The following is a 15,684-nucleotide window of genomic DNA, read 5'->3' as shown; positions in this document are numbered from 1 at the left end:
CAATGCCCGGAGCGCGCGGCAGACATCCCGGCGTTACCCCGGAGATCCTGCTGCGCGCCTATTCCATCGGGCTTTTCCCGATGGCCGAATCGGCTGATGACCCGGAAATCTTCTGGGTCGAGCCGGAACTGCGAGGTATAATGCCCCTGGATACGTTTCACGTCTCCAAGAGCCTCGCCAAGAAAATCCGTCAACACCCCTTCGACATCCGTTTCGATAGCGATTTTGAGGCGGTCATCGCCGCCTGCGGCGAACAGACGAGCGATCGCCCCAGCACCTGGATCAACGAGACGATCCGCTCGCTCTACGCCACCCTGCACCACATCGGCCATGCCCATTCCGTCGAAGCTTGGGAAGGTGACCGGCTGGTCGGCGGTCTCTATGGCGTCTCCCTGGGATCCGCCTTCTTCGGTGAAAGCATGTTTTCTCGCCGCACGGATGCTTCCAAGATCTGTCTTGTCTATCTGGTGGAGCGCCTGCGCGAACGCGGCTTCACCCTGCTCGATACGCAATTCACCACCGAGCATCTGAAGACATTCGGCGCCATCGACGTGCCGAAGGATGCCTATGCGAAGATGCTGGAAAAGGCGATGGAATCGCCCAATCTCAGCTTTTCCGACGATCCGCCCTGAGCGTTTTGGGACCACTTCAAATTCCGATTGTGGTCTGCTATCCCTTCACGCGAAGAGCATTGGTGCACAGAGGTTCCACTTTGCCGTCGTAAATACCGGTCTCATCCAAATCACCCCGTGCCTCAGGGCGGCAAGATGCCGTCCGATGCATGTTCATGTCCATCGGGTGATGGCCTGAGACCGGTTTGGCATTGTCAAAACGCGCCTAATGCAGCCGCCGCTGTCTCAGCTCTTCAGCCGTCCCGCAATATCGCCACACCGCGCCCTAAAGGGGCTTGTCTCACTGCCAGCTTGGTGGACTTCCAGACGGAAGACCAAGACGGTATGTGCAATATTCTTCAGGTCCGTTGGACCCTTACGCCCAAAACATCGCCTCAGCCGTGGATCGCCTGCAGCGGCTGCGGATGCCAGAAACCCTTCAGATCGAGCGGCAAGATCCGGCTCAACGCCAATGGCAAGCGGCTCGATGCCTGGCTTGTCTATAAGTGCATCGATTGCGACAAGACATGGAACCGAACGCTCTTCGAGCGCCGGACCGTTCAAGACCTTGGCCCGTCCACGCTCGAGGCGCTGCAGCGCAGCGATCCGGATTGGGTGCAAGCGCAAGAGTTCGATCTTGATGGATTGAAGCGGAAAGCAAAACGTATCGACGAGCCGCCCGACGTTATCCTCCGGAAGCAGACGATACGTGCGGCAAGCGGCTGGACCTTGCTTGATATCGAGATATCAGCCGAATTCCCGGTGAACCTTCGCTTTGATCGGCTGCTTGCATCGGAGTTGGCGATCTCGCGCTCGCGGCTTCAGGCCCTCCGTGACGGAGGCAAGTTGAGAGCCCATCCGGACCGCAACGACGTCTTTCGTCACAAGGTCAAAGACGGCGTGAGGATCATTCTTGACTTGTCGGAGATTGCCGATCGTCAGGCGATAGGTGAATCCGCCGCCAATTCGGATAACGGTTAAGACGATGCCCGCGGGAGCAAGGCTTCTGCGGGCACATAACCCTACTGTGAATGTCTCGAAGACCGATTACTTCGCGCCAGCGGTATCCGGCGCCGGAACGTCGGACTTTTGCTTGCACTCTTTCAGCCAGACGTCATAGATCGGATGCTCGACGGCGTTGAGGCCGGGGCTATCGGCAAACATCCAGCCGGTGAAGATACGGCGGATACGGCGATCGAGGGTGATCTCGTCGACTTCGACGAAACCGTCTACCTTCTGCTGCTCGGTATCGTCTCGCGAATAGCAGGCGCGCGGCGTCACCTGCAGCGCGCCGAACTGCACGGTTTCGTTGACATAGACATCGAAAGTGGTGATGCGTCCGGTGATCTTGTCGAGGCCGGAGAAAACGGCGACCGGATTTGCGATGCGGGCGGCCTCGGTGGTGGAAGCTGCCAAGATGCCGGCGACGAGAGCAATGCCGGCCACAGCCATTGCACGCAAAGAAGCGCTCCGCGTGAAAACCATCATATCCGCCACTCTCCGCTTGGTCTCGGTCAAGGCGCCGAGCAAAAGCCGGCCTATGTCGCGCCTAAAGCCCAATTGTGGCCAAAGGACGAGCCGGCTTCTCGCTTAGTTGCCCGGGGTCCAGGCGTCGTAGTCGCCGGTCACGCGCGGACGCTCGCCGGCAACGGCGAGAGAGCCCGGCGGGCGGTAAGCCTGCGGCGAACCTGTGGGATTGGCACGATGTTCCTTCTGCCATTCCTTGGCGACATAGTTTTCCTTGGTCGGCGGAACGTCGGTGCGATGATGCATCCAGCCGTGCCAACCCGGAGGAATGGCGGAGGCTTCCGCATAGCCCTTGTAGATCACCCAGCGTTTCGGGAGGCCGTAGGAAGACATGCCGCCTTCGTAATAGACGTTGCCGAATTCATCCTCGCCGACACGCTTGCCAAAGCGCCAGGTCGCGAAGCGCGTTCCCAAAGTTTGGCTGTTCCACCAAGTGAAGGTCTGTACGATGAAATTCCACATGTCTTTTCCTCGATACCCGCTGAGGGGCGAGCGATACCAGAATTCGATAGTTTGCTTATGCCGCCCCTAGGCCTGCTTGTCCAGTGATTCCAGCGGGCAAAAGGCTTCATTTCAATAGCATCTTGAAGCCCAGATGCGTCGGCTTGAAACCCAGTCTCTCATAGAAGCGATGCGCGTCCTTGCGGGCATTATTCGATGTCAACTGAATCATCCGCATCCCGCGGCTTTTTGCCTCGTCGATGCAGAAATTGATCATGGCGGCACCGATCCCCTGCCCGCGCATATCGGCGCGCGTCTGGACCGCTTCGATGATCATGGCAGAGCCGCCCCGCCCGGTCAGCGTCGTCGTGATCATCGTCTGGAACGTCCCAACCACTTCGCCGGCGCGTTCGGCGACATAGAGCGTCTGCTCCCGCGACGCCGCGATGGTGCGAAACGCATGGAGGTAATCGTCATAGGCAGACGGGTCGGTCGTATCGCCATGGCCACCCACGGCGTCGGCGGCAAATAGACCGATCAGGGCGCGAAGGTCGGCTTCTTTCGCTTCGCGGATTAGCAGGCGGGCGGCTTCCATGAACGGTCTCGTCTATTCTTTCAGTGGGCCGTCAACGGCTTCTCGAAAATCAGCGCCGGAATGCCCGAATGCCCATTGCCGCAGTTTTCCGTGCGACCGACCTCGACAAAGCCATGAGCCTTGTAGAAAGCAATTGCCGGCTCGTTCTGCGGATCGACCTCAAGGCGCATGATCTCGGCGTCGGGAAAGCAGGTCTCCAGCTCAGCAAATATGTCTCGGCCGATACCCTCACGCTGATGCTTTGGGCTGACATAGAGCATGTAGAGCATGACGGTTTTTGTCATCTCCTTGGACATGGCGGCATAGCCCATGCCGCCAATGGTCCTGCCGTCGTCGGCCACCAGGAATTCCGAGTTCTTGTTCGCCAGCCGCGCCTTCAGCGAAGCCGGCGAGTGCCAGGAAGCGTGCAGCTCGCTGACCTTTTCCGGCCCGTAGATCCGGTCATAGGTCGCGTGCCAAGCTTCGCCGAGCAGAGCGCGGACCTTTTCCAGGTCCTGCTCGCTGGCGGTGCGGACGAAGAACACTGACTATTCCTCTTCGATGCCGAGCTTGGCCTTGACCAGCGCCTGCACGGCCTGCGGGTTGGCCTTGCCGCCCGTCGACTTCATCACCTGGCCGACGAACCAGCCGGCAAGCGTCGGCTTAGCCTTGACCTTGGCAACCTGATCCGGATTGGCGGCGATGATCTCGTCCACGGCCTTTTCGATCGCGCCGGTGTCGGTGACCTGCTTCATGCCGCGGGCTTCAACGATCTCGGCAGGATCGCCGCCCTCGTTGAGCACGATTTCGAACAGATCCTTAGCGATTTTGCCGGAAATGGTTTCGGCCTTGATGAGGTCGATGATCGCGCCGAGCTGGGCGGGCGAAACCGGAGTCTCTTCAATGTCTTTGCCGATTCTGTTCAGAGCGCCTAGGAGGTCGTTGATGACCCAGTTGGCAGCCATCTTGCCATCGCGGCCGGCGGCAACCGCTTCGAAATAATCGGCGATGGCCTTTTCCGAGACGAGCACGGAGGCGTCATAGATCGAGAGACCGAGTTCACGGACGAAACGTTCTTTCTTGTCGTCCGGCAGCTCAGGCAGATGCTCGGCAAGCTCCGCGACGAAGGCATCGTCGAATTCGAGCGGCAGGAGATCCGGATCGGGGAAATAGCGGTAGTCATGCGCATCTTCCTTGGTGCGCAGGGATCGAGTCTCGCCCTTGTTCGGATCGAACAGGCGGGTTTCCTGGTCGATCGTGCCGCCATCTTCCAGAATGCCGATCTGGCGGCGTGCTTCAACTTCGATCGCCTGACCGATGAAGCGAATGGAGTTGACGTTCTTGATTTCGCAGCGCGTGCCGAACTCGCCGCCCGGACGGCGCACGGAAACGTTGACGTCGGCGCGCATCGAGCCTTCGTCCATGTTGCCGTCGCAGGTGCCGAGATAGCGCACGATCGAGCGCAGCTTCGTCATATAGGCCTTGGCCTCGTCAGCCGAGCGGATGTCCGGCTTGGAGACGATTTCCATCAGCGCGACGCCTGAGCGGTTTAGATCGACATAGGACATCGTATTATGCTGATCGTGCAGCGACTTGCCGGCATCCTGCTCCAGATGCAGGCGCTCGATGCCGATCTCGATGTCTTCGAACTGGCCCTGACGATCGGGGCCAAGGGAGATGACGATCTTGCCCTCGCCGACGATCGGATCCTTGAACTGAGAGATCTGATAGCCCTGCGGCAGGTCGGGATAGAAATAGTTCTTGCGGTCGAAGATCGAGCGATTGTTGATCTGCGCCTTCAGGCCGAGACCCGTGCGCACGGCCTGCTTCACGCATTCCTCGTTGATGACGGGCAGCATGCCAGGCATGGCGGCATCGACCAGCGAGACGTTGGAATTCTGCGGCTTGCCGAACTCCGTCGAGGCGCCGGAGAAGAGCTTGGACTTGCTCAGCACCTGGGCGTGGACTTCCATCCCGATAACGACTTCCCAATCACCGGTGGCACCGGGAATGAAGCGTTTCGGATCTGGCGTACGGACGTCGACAATGGTCATGGGAAGCTCTTGTATAATGCTGTTTTCTGCTTTGGTGAGGTAGAGCAATTGACGAGGCGGCGCAAGGCTTTCGGCATCGCCTGCGTGCTATATGCCCGGTCCGTAAGCGCCATCGCTGTCGTCGACCAGCGATTTCGAAAGCCCGACAGTCGGCACGTCGCTGTCGAGCTTGGGGGAATAGACGATCGACAGCCAGCGGATTTCATAGCCGCGCGCCCTGAAGAAGGCGATGGCATCGGTGTTGCCCGCATGGCTCTGCAATGAAACCTTCTCCAGTCCCTGCCCGCGCACATCCGCTTCGATCCGCGCCAAAAGCGCCGTGCCGAGGCCGCGTCTGACGAAATCCGGATCGATCCAGAAATCGGAAATCGCCTCGTCCAGCGCCTCGCGCGCTGCCCATCCCACAGCCTCGCCGTTGAGCTCTATGACTGATATCGTCAGCCAGAGATTGCGGGTGAAATTTTCAAAGGCTTCGCTGGCACTCTCCAGCAGTTCACCCGTGCCGCCGATCGCGCTCATCGCCTTCTGCCAGGAGCGCAGGCCGATGCTCGCCAATACCGCAGTTTCACCTTCATGGGCATTGCGAATGTGGATCATCAGGCCCCCGCTATTTGGAGATAGTAAAGCACCCATAGAAAGCATTTGCCAGCGGCGAGATTGGCAAACAGCTACGAAGCAAAACGCATCGAAAGGGTTGAACTTGACGACGTGGCGCAACCTGCTTTAGAGAGAAACATCAACGGAGTTTTGATGTCTAACTTTTGTCAGTCCCGGTAGAGGCCCCGCTCGCAAGTCTTCTTGCGTGCCGGGCCTGAAAAACGAAGCCCCGACTTCCCCAAGGGAAGGCTCGGATCGTTTTTGTGCGCCCTTTGGCGCTATACGGATTCTGACAACAATGGACATTTCCCGCGCGGAACAGCGCATTCTCCACCTGCTCGCCCAAGGCGGGCGCATCGAAATCGAACGCAGCGACAATAAGAAGATCGAGACAGTCTACTGCTTTACGCGAGATGGCTGGGTCTACCCCGATTTCGACCTCGACCTCTTCCGACGGCTGAAGCGCCTCAAGGCGATAAAATCCACCGACGGCCATCCCTATCGCATCAGCGAAAAGGGATTGCGGCTGGTGAGGGCGCAGTTGAACAATCGATAAGCCGGACACGAGAGCCGCCGAATGAGGCGGCTCTCGTCGGGCGATACCATTCGGAAAAGAAAGCCCTGGGCGATCAGAAGGTGCGGATGATCTCCGCCACGTCATTACCGCGGCGATCGCTTTCTGCCTGCACCGCATCGCGCCTTTCGTTCATGGCGGCGATTTGATCCTCACTATCCGCCAGAGCCTTCAAATAGCGTTTCTTCAGATCGCTATTGTCAGGTACGGCACCGAGATTCTGTCTTATCCGTTCTTGTTCGCTGGTGGTCTTCTCGATCTCGCTGTCGAGCCGCTCCAGATCGTTCTGGACGGCAACCTGCCTCTTGCGCGCATCTGCGAGGTTTGTGAGCTTATCCGTAAGTGCCTTGTCATGTGCCGAAGCCGACCATCCCAGCAGCATGTCCGGTTCGGCATCGACCAGAGCATAACTGCTGCTCTGAAGCTGCTCGTCGACTGCGGTCAACACTTTCTCCGTGCCTGCCGGCACGATCGCCTTGAGCCGCTGGTGCGTTGCCGTCTTGCCGAAACCTTCAGATGAGGAGAATGACCAGCCATCCCGGATCGGATGCTCGATGACAACAGTCCGTTCGCCGTCCAGCGCGCCCGATACGGTGTATGTTGTCGTCTGGCGATATTTGACGGTGGCATTCATCACGCCATCGACAACCTTCAGCGAGGCAATCTCCTCCGTTGGCGTCTGCTGCTCGCTGATCGTAACCTTGCGATCGGTCGCGAAGCTGGCGAGGCGCGTGTCGTCCTCCGGCAGTGCCGACATCTGGGAATCGCCGACATAGCCCGCCTTGCCGTCATAGAGCGTCAGAATTCCCGCCGGCATGCTGACGCCGGTGGTATTCTTGAGCATCACGGCAGCTATGGGATTGCGATAGGCGCTGCCGGACCGATACATGTCCACCATGTCGGCTTCCACATCCGCGTCCATGATCGGCACCGACAAGGTATCGCCATTGGCCAGATCGTAGGTCCCCGGAAGCTCGAAAGTGGCAGAAATGTCGCTTTCGGTCGCCGTGGCCGGGACTCCGGCGGCAACCTGCATCGGCTCCGCCGGCCGCGCCAATTCATCGGCCTCATAGGCCTGAGCGTCGGCCATCTTTCCGCCTATGCTCTTCATCGCTCGTCGCGGGGCGGGCATTGCCGGCGCCTCGGCACCAGAAGCGAGACGCCGCCTGTTTGAGAGATCGCCGCTGTCGGGATCGGGGACATTGTTCGACGCCGTGTTGACCGGCACCTCCTGCCGCTCGCGCCAATAGAGCTGGTGCAGACCCTGCTTCAGCGTGACCGGTTCGGCCGAGGTCAGCGTCAACTTCACGCCTTTCCAGTCTTCACCGCTGGCATTTTCCAGCACCGTCCACGCCTGCAGGCGCGCCTTGTCATTTCCGTCGATGACGACCTTGTAAGCCGTTTTCCAGATGGGAGACGGCACGACATAGGTCAGGCCGACGGCGCTGCCGTCCTTCACACCGTTCACCTTGATATCGATGGTGCGTGTGCGATCGTTCTTGCCGTGGGCGATGGCCGCCGCTGCTTTGGCGATCTTCGCTCTCAGTTCGGCATCCTCAAGCCGGACGGATGCGTCCTCGCCCAGTGCCAGCGTCTCCACTGCGCCATCCCTATCGATAACGGTGAGCAGGTAAGCCGCTGCTTTATCGCCGGACTTTCTCGTCTCGATACCGAGAATATTTCCCTCGACGGTCTTTCCCCCGCTGGTGACGGACACCCTGGCGCCCTGCATTGATGTCAGAAGCGACGGCACGGACGAAAGCGCTTCGGGCGTGAACGGCAGGCCCTTGAAGGTCTCCTGCAACGGCTGCGGCCCCGCCAGCGACATGCCGGCCACCGAGCCCGCCGACCCATTCACCACAAGGCTCTTCAAGATATCATCGACTTGATCGAGCGGTACCTCGATCCGGATCATGCCGTCGCCATTGATATTGGCAGATCTGGAAACCTGGGCCAGACCGCCAGAGGACAAGGTGATGGATCGAATGGCCCAGTTGTCGGCCGCCAGCGCAATCGCTGGAAAGGATGCGCTGAGGAGCAGGATCGCCGTGACTTGCTTGAGCATGAAGAGACCTTCCGATTCGGTTGCAGAGGACGAGACCAAACGGCCGGCTGCAATTTATGATCGTATTTCGGTCCAAAGTGTGATGGCGCGCGGGCGGAATATTGGCACATGAAAAAGGGCCGTCCGGATTTCCGGACGGCCCTTTTTCTATTGGCTTTAAACTCCGCGAAACTTGACGAGATCGCTCATCAAGCCCGCTCGTCCGAGTGTGGCGCTTACCACCACTTCGCCGGCGTGAACTTACCGGCGGCCTGTTCGATGACGTGGGCGGTTTTGAAGAGGGTTTCTTCTTCGAACGGCTTGCCGATGAGCTGCAGGCCGAGCGGCAGGCCCTTCGGGTCGAGGCCAGCGGGGACAGCAATGCCGGGCAGGCCGGCCATGTTGACCGTCACCGTGAAGATATCGTTCAGGTACATCTTCACCGGATCGGACGCGAGGTCCTCGTCGGCGATGCCGAAGGCCGAGGATGGCGTGGCGGGCGTGAGGATCGCGTCGACACCGGCGTTGAAGGCCAGTTCGAAGTCACGCTTGATCAGCGTGCGAACCTTCTGCGCGCGCAGATAATAGGCGTCGTAGTAGCCGGCCGAGAGAACATAGGTTCCGATCATGATGCGGCGCTTCACTTCCTGGCCGAAGCCGGCAGCGCGCGTCTTTTCATACATGTCGACGATATCCTTGCCGTCGACGCGCAGGCCGTAGCGGACGCCGTCGTAGCGGGCAAGATTCGAGGAGGCTTCGGCGGGCGCAACGATGTAATAGGCCGGCAGCGCGTATTTCGTGTGCGGCAGGGAGATGTTGACGATCTCGGCGCCGGCATCCTTCAGCCAGGCGATGCCCTGCTGCCAGAGCGTCTCGATCTCTTCCGGCATGCCATCAACGCGGTATTCGTTCGGAATACCGATCTTCATGCCCTTCAGCGACTGGCCGAGCGAAGCTTCGTAATCCGGCACCGGCAGGTCGACGGAGGTCGTATCCTTGGCATCGACGCTTGCCATCGACTTCAGAAGGATGGCGGCATCGCGCACGTCGCGGGCGATCGGGCCGGCCTGGTCGAGCGACGAGGCGAAGGCGACGATGCCCCAGCGCGAGCAGCGGCCATAGGTCGGCTTGATGCCCACGGTGCCGGTGAAGGCGGCCGGCTGGCGGATGGAGCCGCCGGTGTCGGTAGCGGTCGCTCCTGCGCAGAGATGCGCGGCAACGGCTGCAGCCGAACCGCCGGACGAGCCGCCCGGAACCAGCTGCTGGTTCGAACCCTCGGCACGCCAGGGGTTGATCACCGGGCCGTAGTAGGAGCTCTCGTTAGAGGAGCCCATGGCGAACTCATCCATGTTGAGCTTGCCCAGCATGACGGCGCCGTCATTCCAGAGGTTTTGCGTGACAGTCGATTCATAACGCGGCTTGAAGCCGTCAAGAATGTGGCTGCAGGCCTGGGTGTGGATGCCTTCGGTGCCAAACAGATCCTTGATCCCGAGCGGTATACCTTCGAGCGCGCCGGCGTTGCCGGCGGCGAGACGGGCGTCCGAGGCCTTGGCCATCTCGCGCGCCTTGTCGGGCGTAACAGCGATATAGGCATTGATCTGACCGTTGGTCGCATCGATCGCCGAGATATAGGCCTCGGTCAGTTCAGTGGCGGTAATCTGCTTGGCGCGCAGCTTGTCGCGGGCTTCGGCAATGGTCAGGCTGGTCAGTTCGCTCATTTTGTTTCGCTTCAGATCTGGAATTGGGCAACGGGTCGGAAAGGGCTCGAGGGAACCGTTATTCGACGACTTTGGGCACCAGGAAGAAATTCTGATCGGTATTCGGCGCATTGGCGACGATGTCGGCGGCCTTATTGCCATCCGTCACTTCATCGGCACGCTTCTTCATCGCCATCGGGGTTACCGAGGTCATGGCCTCGACGCCATCGACATTCACTTCGGAAAGCTGCTCGACGAAGCCCAGAATGCCGTTAAGCTCGCCCATCATCCGCTGTGCTTCGTCTTCATTGACGGCGATACGGGCAAGATGGGCGACGCGTTTGACAGTAGCGAGATCGACGGACATGGCATTCTCCGGATAGCAAGATTACCCACCGAAGTGGATTTGCTTCACGCTATAAAGGCCATGCCCGCCATACGCAACGGGTATCGTCAGGCAGAAATGCTCTCGCCCGCCTTCGGCGCCGCAACCGCCGTCTTCGAGCCTTCCATGCCGGCGATGAACTTTTCCGGCGTCTGGTCGATGATTGGGAAAGTGCCGTAGTGGCAGGGAATGGCCGTCTTGAAGTTGAAGAAGCGCTGGCAGGCGAGTGCGGCCACGGCACCGCCCATGGTGAAGCGGTCGCCGATCGGCAGGATGCCGATATCGGGCTGATGCAGTTCGTTGATGAGGGCCATGTCCGAGAAGATGTCGGTATCGCCCATGTGGAACAGCGTCGGCTCGTCGTCGAAATGCAGCATCAGGCCGTTCGGGTTGCCGAGCGCGTGGGAAACGCCGTCTTCGGTGATCTGGGCGGAGGAATGCAGCGCATTGGTAAAGGTGGCCGAGAAGCCGCCGAGGCCGACGGTGCCGCCGGTATTGCCCATTTCCAGCTTCTCGACGCCCTTGGTGCTGAGCCAGGAAGCGAGATCGGCATTCGCGAGCACGACCGCGCCGGTGTCCTTGGCGATCTGAACCGTGTCGCCGACGTGGTCGGCATGGCCGTGCGTCAGCAGGATGTGGGTCACGCCCTGCGCAACGTCCTTGATGTTGAGACCGGCGGCCGCAAAGGAAGAATTGTAAGACAGAAATGGATCGATCAGTATTTTTGCCTTGGCCGTTTCGATACGAAAAGCGGCATGGCCGAGCCAGGTGATCTTCATTGGATTTCTCCTTATGACTTGATTTGAAATGAAAGGCTGGTGTCTGGAGCATTTCCGATGGAAACGCTCCTTCTATTGGCTCTTCCGCATTTCCGCAGGCAAAACCGCTGTGCGCTTTTGCTGGAAATGCTCTAGGAGATATCCCAAACCGCAGCAAAGAAAAGCGGTTAGGACTTCAATTTGTTTTGACGAGAGCGAGACCCTGATGACGACGCTGACCATCGAAGACCTAGCCGTGATGCTCCTGCCCGGCCAGCCGATTGCCGGTCTCGATCTCGGCACGAAGACGATCGGGCTTGCGATGTCCGATCTCGGGCGGCGCTTTGCCACGCCTCGCCCGGTCCTCAAGCGCGTGAAATTCACCCAGGATGCCCAAACATTGCTTGCTTTCGCCGAGAAGGAAAAGGTCGCAGCCTTCGTCATAGGGCTTCCGATGAATATGGATGGCTCTGCCGGACCGCGCGTGCAGGCAACGCGCGCCTTCGTGCGAAGCATGGCGGAAAAGACCGCCCTACCCTTCGTCTTCTGGGACGAGCGGCTCTCGACCGTTGCCGCCGAGCGAGCGCTTCTGGAAATGGACGTCTCACGGGCCAAGCGCGCCGAACGGATCGACTCGGCAGCGGCAAGCTTCATTCTTCAGGGAGCGTTGGATAGGCTGTCGGCACTCGGAAGAGCGACCTTGCCCGACCTCGATGCCTGACGGCGCCTCCACCATTCCATGATGGCAGCGCGGCGGCGGAAGCCGAAAATCGCGAAGACGAGCAGGCTGTCGAAGGCGATCGCACGGGCTACCAGCGGCGGGATGGTTTCCGGCGGAATGCCGAGAATCTTGCCGTAAATGTCGAATACGAGGTCATGCATCTGCCGCGTCAGCATGAAGATGCCGAAGCTCATGTCGTAGTACGACAGGTAATACCATGCCCCGAGAAACGAGACCGGTCCGGCCCAGCAAATCAACAACCACTTCATGCGGTACCCCTTCGACGCTGAAATTGCGTCGTGCCAGCCGAAAGGACGAGCCAGTTCGACAGCGCCATGGCGCTCAAGACCATCGCGGGCAGCGTGATATCTAGTGCGAGCACAGCGAAGAACATCACCGCCGTCACGAGAAACACGAATTTAGTGGGTTTCAACCCCATGGCTGCACGCTTGATGGTTAACTAATCATCTTCCAACAGTGACGAGTTAACCGCTGCGACGCAACGTAAACCATTTGTTAAGGTTAATGGCGGAGCGAGCCTGTGGATATCCGCTGCCCCGTGGTCGATATCAGCCGTAGACGCCGCGCACGATCCGCTTCAAGGCCGTTGCCGCCTTCTCCCAATCCTTTGCATTTTTCAGCGCAAGACCGGCGCATTGGTCGCTGACAGCCGCGGCCAGGACGATATGCTGGATGGCCGCAAAGATCATGGCATTGACAGCCTGGGCATCGACACCCTTGGGGGGCATGAGCGAGCCGCGCATGCGCTCAATCCAGCCGGCGAGCGCCTTGGATCGGGCCTCGGACAGTCGGCGCACCTGCTCGCTGTTTTCCGAGACTTCCCAGGCGACGATGCGGCGCATGAGGGGATCAGCGCGCAAAGCATCGAGAAACAGCATCGAAAGCCGCTCCATCAGGTCCCCATAGGTCAGAAGGAACATGCCGCCGGTGTCGTCGGGAATGCGATCGGTGACCCAGCTGCCGAGATCGGTGCCGATGGCCTCCACAAGGCCATTCAAGCCGCCGTAGTAGCGGTAAATCAGCTGCTTGTCGCAGCCGGCGCCGCGAGCGACCGCATTGATACCGAAATTCTGGAACCCCTCCTCCGCCAGAAGCCGTTTGGCGGCGTCCAGGATTGCCTGCTCAGTCGCGGCGCGATTGCGCACGCGCTTTTCGACGACAGGCATTTCCAAAGGGATTTTAACGGCAGCGTTCGCGGGGGCCATCGACTCGACTCCAATCTGTCACCGGGCGGTGAATAACAAGCCAAGTCGCCCTAAACAACAAAGCCGTCAGGCCTCTGTCCGTCAAAACGCGCGAATCCACAGATTAGAGGAACTGACCAAACCACACTGTCGTTTCGGACGCCAGACATCTCTTCAAAGATGCCGACCGACATCCATTCGCCGGTGCAATATACGAATGATCGCGATTTCACCATCCCGCAAAAGATAGTAGATCACATGGGACCCTACGGCATATTTGAAATAGCCGTCGCGGATGTCGGTCGCGCGGCCAATTTTCACACCGGATGCCAATCCCTCGAAAGCCCCGACGATTTCGGCATGGTAGATCTCGGCCTGTCTTACAGACCAGTTCTCGACCGTATATCGCCAGATACCTTCAAGATCGGCCAACGCAAGCGGGGAAAGACCATACTTGCGGGACCTATTCACCATAGGTCGTGCGCATTCGCTTGAGGAATGCGACGTTATCGAAGGAAGCAACCTCCCCAGATTCCTCACCGGCGATCAACGCACTCTGCAGAGCCTTGGCCTTTGCCTCGTGCTCTTCAAGCAAGCGCAAACCTGCGCGAACAACGTCACTGGCAGAGCCATACCGGCCTGTCTTTATCTGTGCCTCGATGAAGGCGCTGAAATGATCCCCCAGCGAGATGGATGTGTTGCGAGCCATGAAGCCCTCCTTGCCGATACCAATAGATAATAAATATTGGTATCGCATCAATCAAGGATGCCGCGACAGAGCCGCTGGCGCAGTGCTATGTCGCAGGCGGATACAATAGATCGACGATGTAGCTGGCATCGAAGCGCGAATCGAGCATGCCATAGGTGGCGCGCCAGCCGCCAGCAAGACGGGTTTCAATGAAGGCATCGGCGATCTTGCCGGCTCCGAGGCGATAAAGCTCGGCGGCCCCGGCCGCGAGCGCCATCTGTTCCACCAGCAGGCGGGCAGCGCCCTCGTCCTGCTCGCAAAGCGCCATGGCAGCACGCAGGACATCGATGGTCTTCTTGCCGGCCGGGCCGAGATCGCGGGCGAGACCGGCAAAGACGGTCTCGAACAGGTCCCTGCCCCGGTTCAACACGCGCAGGACGTCTAGCGCCATGACGTTGCCGGAGCCTTCCCAGATCGCATTGACGGGGGCTTCGCGATAATGGCGGGCAATCGGGCGCTCTTCGATGTAGCCGCTGCCGCCGATGCACTCCATGGCCTCATAGATCAGCGCGGGCGCGATCTTGCAGCACCAATATTTGGCGACCGGCGTCATGACGCGGGCATAGGCCGCATCTTCCGTGCTGCCGCTGGCCTTGTCGAAGGCCTCGGCCAGGCGGAAGGCGAGTGCAGTCGCGGCGGCGACATCGAGCGCCATATCGGCAAGCACGCGCGTCATGATCGGCTGGTTGACCAGCATCTTGCCGAAGACGCTGCGGCCGCGCGCATGGTGCACGGCTTCGGCGAGCGAGGCGCGCATGATGCCGGCGGATGCCAGGGCGCAGTCGAGTCGCGTCAGCGTCACCATGTCAAGGATGGTGCGGATGCCGCCATCGGGTGCTCCGAGCAGGAAGCCGAACGTATCGGTGAACTCGACCTCGGAGGAGGCATTCGATCGGTTGCCGAGCTTGTCCTTGAGCCGCTGGAAATGCAGGCCGTTGGCCGAACCATCTTCCAAAAGACGCGGCACCAGGAAGCAACCCATGCCGTCCTTGGTTTGCGCAAGCATGATGAAGGCGTCACTCATCGGCGCCGACATGAACCACTTGTGGCCTGAAAGCCTGTAGATCCCATCGCTGACCTTATCGGCACTCGTCCGGTTGGCACGCACATCCGTGCCGCCCTGCTTTTCCGTCATGCCCATGCCGATAGTGACGGCGCTCTTCTGCATGGCGGGCTTGTTGGACGAATCGTACTTACGCGAGAGAATCTTCGGTGCCCAATCCTTCTGCACCGCCGGCGAGGCCATCATGGCGGCAACCGAGGCACTGGTCATCGTGAGGGGGCAGAGGTGGCCGCATTCGAGCTGCGCCGTCAGATAGAAACGGGCGGCGCGCACTTTGTGCGAATGACCCTTTGCTTCAGGGTCAGCCTGCGCATCCCAGATCGAGGAATGCAGGCCCATCGCCATGGAGCGACGCATCAGCGCGTGCCAGGCAGGGTGAAACTCCACGACATCGAGACGCTCGCCGCGCGGGCCATGGGAGCGCAGTTGCGGCGCGCCTTGGTTTGCCATGCGCGCCAGTTCCTGGGCCTCGTGCGAGGTGACGAAACGACCATGCTGCTCCAGTTCTTCCCGTATCGAACGCGGCAGGCCGGAGGTGAGATCGACGATCAGCGGATCGGAACGATAAGCATTGATGCCGGTCCAGAGGCTCGGCTGGTTCAGGTCGGCAAAGGGGTCGTCAGTCCGGGTCGCTTGGGTCATGAATCGCTTGTAGAACAAGTGGGTTGCAAAGGGAAACTGGAGT

At 59.8% G+C, this 15,684-nt stretch carries 20 protein-coding genes; 4 read left to right on the top strand and 16 right to left on the bottom strand.

The window, feature by feature from the left end; translation table 11 throughout:
• Window positions 1-2 precede the first annotated feature (2 nt).
• Complete coding sequence (gene aat / locus ACK83U_RS05310) at window positions 3-632, top strand: leucyl/phenylalanyl-tRNA--protein transferase (RefSeq protein ID WP_112607090.1); 630 nt, start codon at window positions 3-5, stop codon at window positions 630-632.
• 135 nt (window positions 633-767) lie between these two features.
• Window positions 768-1,592, top strand: a complete 825-nt coding sequence (locus ACK83U_RS05305) for a DUF1062 domain-containing protein (protein ID WP_412474801.1) — start codon at window positions 768-770, stop codon at window positions 1,590-1,592.
• Between the two features lie 66 nt (window positions 1,593-1,658).
• Here ACK83U_RS05305 and ACK83U_RS05300 read toward each other — a convergent pair whose 3' ends face one another.
• The 6 genes from ACK83U_RS05300 to ACK83U_RS05275 all read right to left on the bottom strand — a co-directional run bounded on the left by ACK83U_RS05300 (window position 1,659) and on the right by ACK83U_RS05275 (window position 5,804).
• Entirely contained in the window at window positions 1,659-2,099 is a 441-nt protein-coding gene (locus ACK83U_RS05300) for a DUF2155 domain-containing protein (protein ID WP_112607094.1), read from the bottom strand.
• A gap of 102 nt (window positions 2,100-2,201) precedes the next feature.
• Window positions 2,202-2,600 carry an NADH:ubiquinone oxidoreductase subunit NDUFA12 gene (locus tag ACK83U_RS05295; protein ID WP_095434555.1) on the bottom strand — a complete coding sequence of 133 codons (399 nt, stop codon included), beginning with the start codon at window positions 2,598-2,600 and terminating at the stop codon, window positions 2,202-2,204.
• A gap of 106 nt (window positions 2,601-2,706) precedes the next feature.
• The gene (locus ACK83U_RS05290) at window positions 2,707-3,174 is read right to left on the bottom strand and encodes a GNAT family N-acetyltransferase (protein WP_112607096.1); all 468 of its coding nucleotides are present in this window, start codon (window positions 3,172-3,174) and stop codon (window positions 2,707-2,709) included.
• A 20-nt stretch (window positions 3,175-3,194) separates the two neighbouring features.
• Window positions 3,195-3,698, bottom strand: coding sequence for a GNAT family N-acetyltransferase (locus ACK83U_RS05285; RefSeq protein WP_112607098.1), 504 nt, complete (start codon window positions 3,696-3,698; stop codon window positions 3,195-3,197).
• 3 nt (window positions 3,699-3,701) lie between these two features.
• Window positions 3,702-5,207, bottom strand: coding sequence for an Asp-tRNA(Asn)/Glu-tRNA(Gln) amidotransferase subunit GatB (gatB, locus tag ACK83U_RS05280; protein WP_112607100.1), 1,506 nt, complete (start codon window positions 5,205-5,207; stop codon window positions 3,702-3,704).
• Window positions 5,208-5,294: 87 nt separating this feature from the next.
• Window positions 5,295-5,804, bottom strand: coding sequence for a GNAT family N-acetyltransferase (locus ACK83U_RS05275; RefSeq protein ID WP_015339561.1), 510 nt, complete (start codon window positions 5,802-5,804; stop codon window positions 5,295-5,297).
• Window positions 5,805-6,102: 298 nt separating this feature from the next.
• On the opposite strand from ACK83U_RS05275, the gene ACK83U_RS05270 reads away from it, so the two are divergent.
• The gene (locus ACK83U_RS05270) at window positions 6,103-6,360 is read left to right on the top strand and encodes a YjhX family toxin (protein WP_015339560.1); all 258 of its coding nucleotides are present in this window, start codon (window positions 6,103-6,105) and stop codon (window positions 6,358-6,360) included.
• 73 nt (window positions 6,361-6,433) lie between these two features.
• Here the strand turns inward: ACK83U_RS05270 and ACK83U_RS05265 are convergent, their stop codons facing one another.
• From ACK83U_RS05265 to ACK83U_RS05250, 4 genes are all read right to left on the bottom strand, one after another.
• Window positions 6,434-8,443, bottom strand: a complete 2,010-nt coding sequence (locus ACK83U_RS05265; protein WP_112607102.1) for a DUF4139 domain-containing protein — start codon at window positions 8,441-8,443, stop codon at window positions 6,434-6,436.
• A 215-nt stretch (window positions 8,444-8,658) separates the two neighbouring features.
• Complete coding sequence (gene gatA, locus ACK83U_RS05260; protein WP_112607104.1) at window positions 8,659-10,140, bottom strand: Asp-tRNA(Asn)/Glu-tRNA(Gln) amidotransferase subunit GatA; 1,482 nt, start codon at window positions 10,138-10,140, stop codon at window positions 8,659-8,661.
• Window positions 10,141-10,198: 58 nt separating this feature from the next.
• Window positions 10,199-10,486, bottom strand: a complete 288-nt coding sequence (gatC, locus tag ACK83U_RS05255; RefSeq protein ID WP_037194314.1) for an Asp-tRNA(Asn)/Glu-tRNA(Gln) amidotransferase subunit GatC — start codon at window positions 10,484-10,486, stop codon at window positions 10,199-10,201.
• 86 nt (window positions 10,487-10,572) lie between these two features.
• The gene (locus tag ACK83U_RS05250) at window positions 10,573-11,283 is read right to left on the bottom strand and encodes a metal-dependent hydrolase (protein ID WP_112607106.1); all 711 of its coding nucleotides are present in this window, start codon (window positions 11,281-11,283) and stop codon (window positions 10,573-10,575) included.
• Between the two features lie 205 nt (window positions 11,284-11,488).
• Between ACK83U_RS05250 and ruvX the strand changes: the two genes are divergently transcribed.
• Complete coding sequence (gene ruvX, locus ACK83U_RS05245) at window positions 11,489-11,983, top strand: Holliday junction resolvase RuvX (protein ID WP_041677359.1); 495 nt, start codon at window positions 11,489-11,491, stop codon at window positions 11,981-11,983.
• On the opposite strand, the gene ACK83U_RS05240 is transcribed toward ruvX, so the two are convergent.
• From ACK83U_RS05240 to ACK83U_RS05215, 6 genes are all read right to left on the bottom strand, one after another.
• A complete protein-coding gene (locus ACK83U_RS05240; RefSeq protein ID WP_041677358.1) occupies window positions 11,920-12,252 on the bottom strand; it encodes a DUF6105 family protein in 333 nt (110 codons plus the stop codon). The genes ruvX and ACK83U_RS05240 overlap by 64 nt on opposite strands.
• The gene (locus ACK83U_RS05235) at window positions 12,249-12,416 is read right to left on the bottom strand and encodes a hypothetical protein (protein ID WP_162531105.1); all 168 of its coding nucleotides are present in this window, start codon (window positions 12,414-12,416) and stop codon (window positions 12,249-12,251) included. The genes ACK83U_RS05240 and ACK83U_RS05235 overlap by 4 nt, the downstream gene beginning before the upstream one ends.
• Window positions 12,417-12,552: 136 nt before the next feature.
• Window positions 12,553-13,209, bottom strand: coding sequence for a TetR/AcrR family transcriptional regulator (locus ACK83U_RS05230; protein WP_112607108.1), 657 nt, complete (start codon window positions 13,207-13,209; stop codon window positions 12,553-12,555).
• 153 nt (window positions 13,210-13,362) lie between these two features.
• Window positions 13,363-13,662 (bottom strand): type II toxin-antitoxin system RelE/ParE family toxin, encoded by a 300-nt coding sequence (locus ACK83U_RS05225; protein WP_112607110.1) that lies wholly within the window; start codon window positions 13,660-13,662, stop codon window positions 13,363-13,365.
• The gene (locus ACK83U_RS05220) at window positions 13,652-13,897 is read right to left on the bottom strand and encodes a type II toxin-antitoxin system ParD family antitoxin (protein WP_112607112.1); all 246 of its coding nucleotides are present in this window, start codon (window positions 13,895-13,897) and stop codon (window positions 13,652-13,654) included. The genes ACK83U_RS05225 and ACK83U_RS05220 overlap by 11 nt, the downstream gene beginning before the upstream one ends.
• 85 nt (window positions 13,898-13,982) lie before the next feature.
• Window positions 13,983-15,641 carry an acyl-CoA dehydrogenase family protein gene (locus ACK83U_RS05215; RefSeq protein WP_112607598.1) on the bottom strand — a complete coding sequence of 553 codons (1,659 nt, stop codon included), beginning with the start codon at window positions 15,639-15,641 and terminating at the stop codon, window positions 13,983-13,985.
• Window positions 15,642-15,684 lie beyond the last annotated feature (43 nt).

Source organism: Rhizobium sp. WW22, assembly GCF_047041135.1.
Classification (GTDB): Bacteria; Pseudomonadota; Alphaproteobacteria; order Rhizobiales; family Rhizobiaceae; genus Rhizobium.
This window is presented reverse-complemented; position numbering and strand designations above follow the sequence as displayed.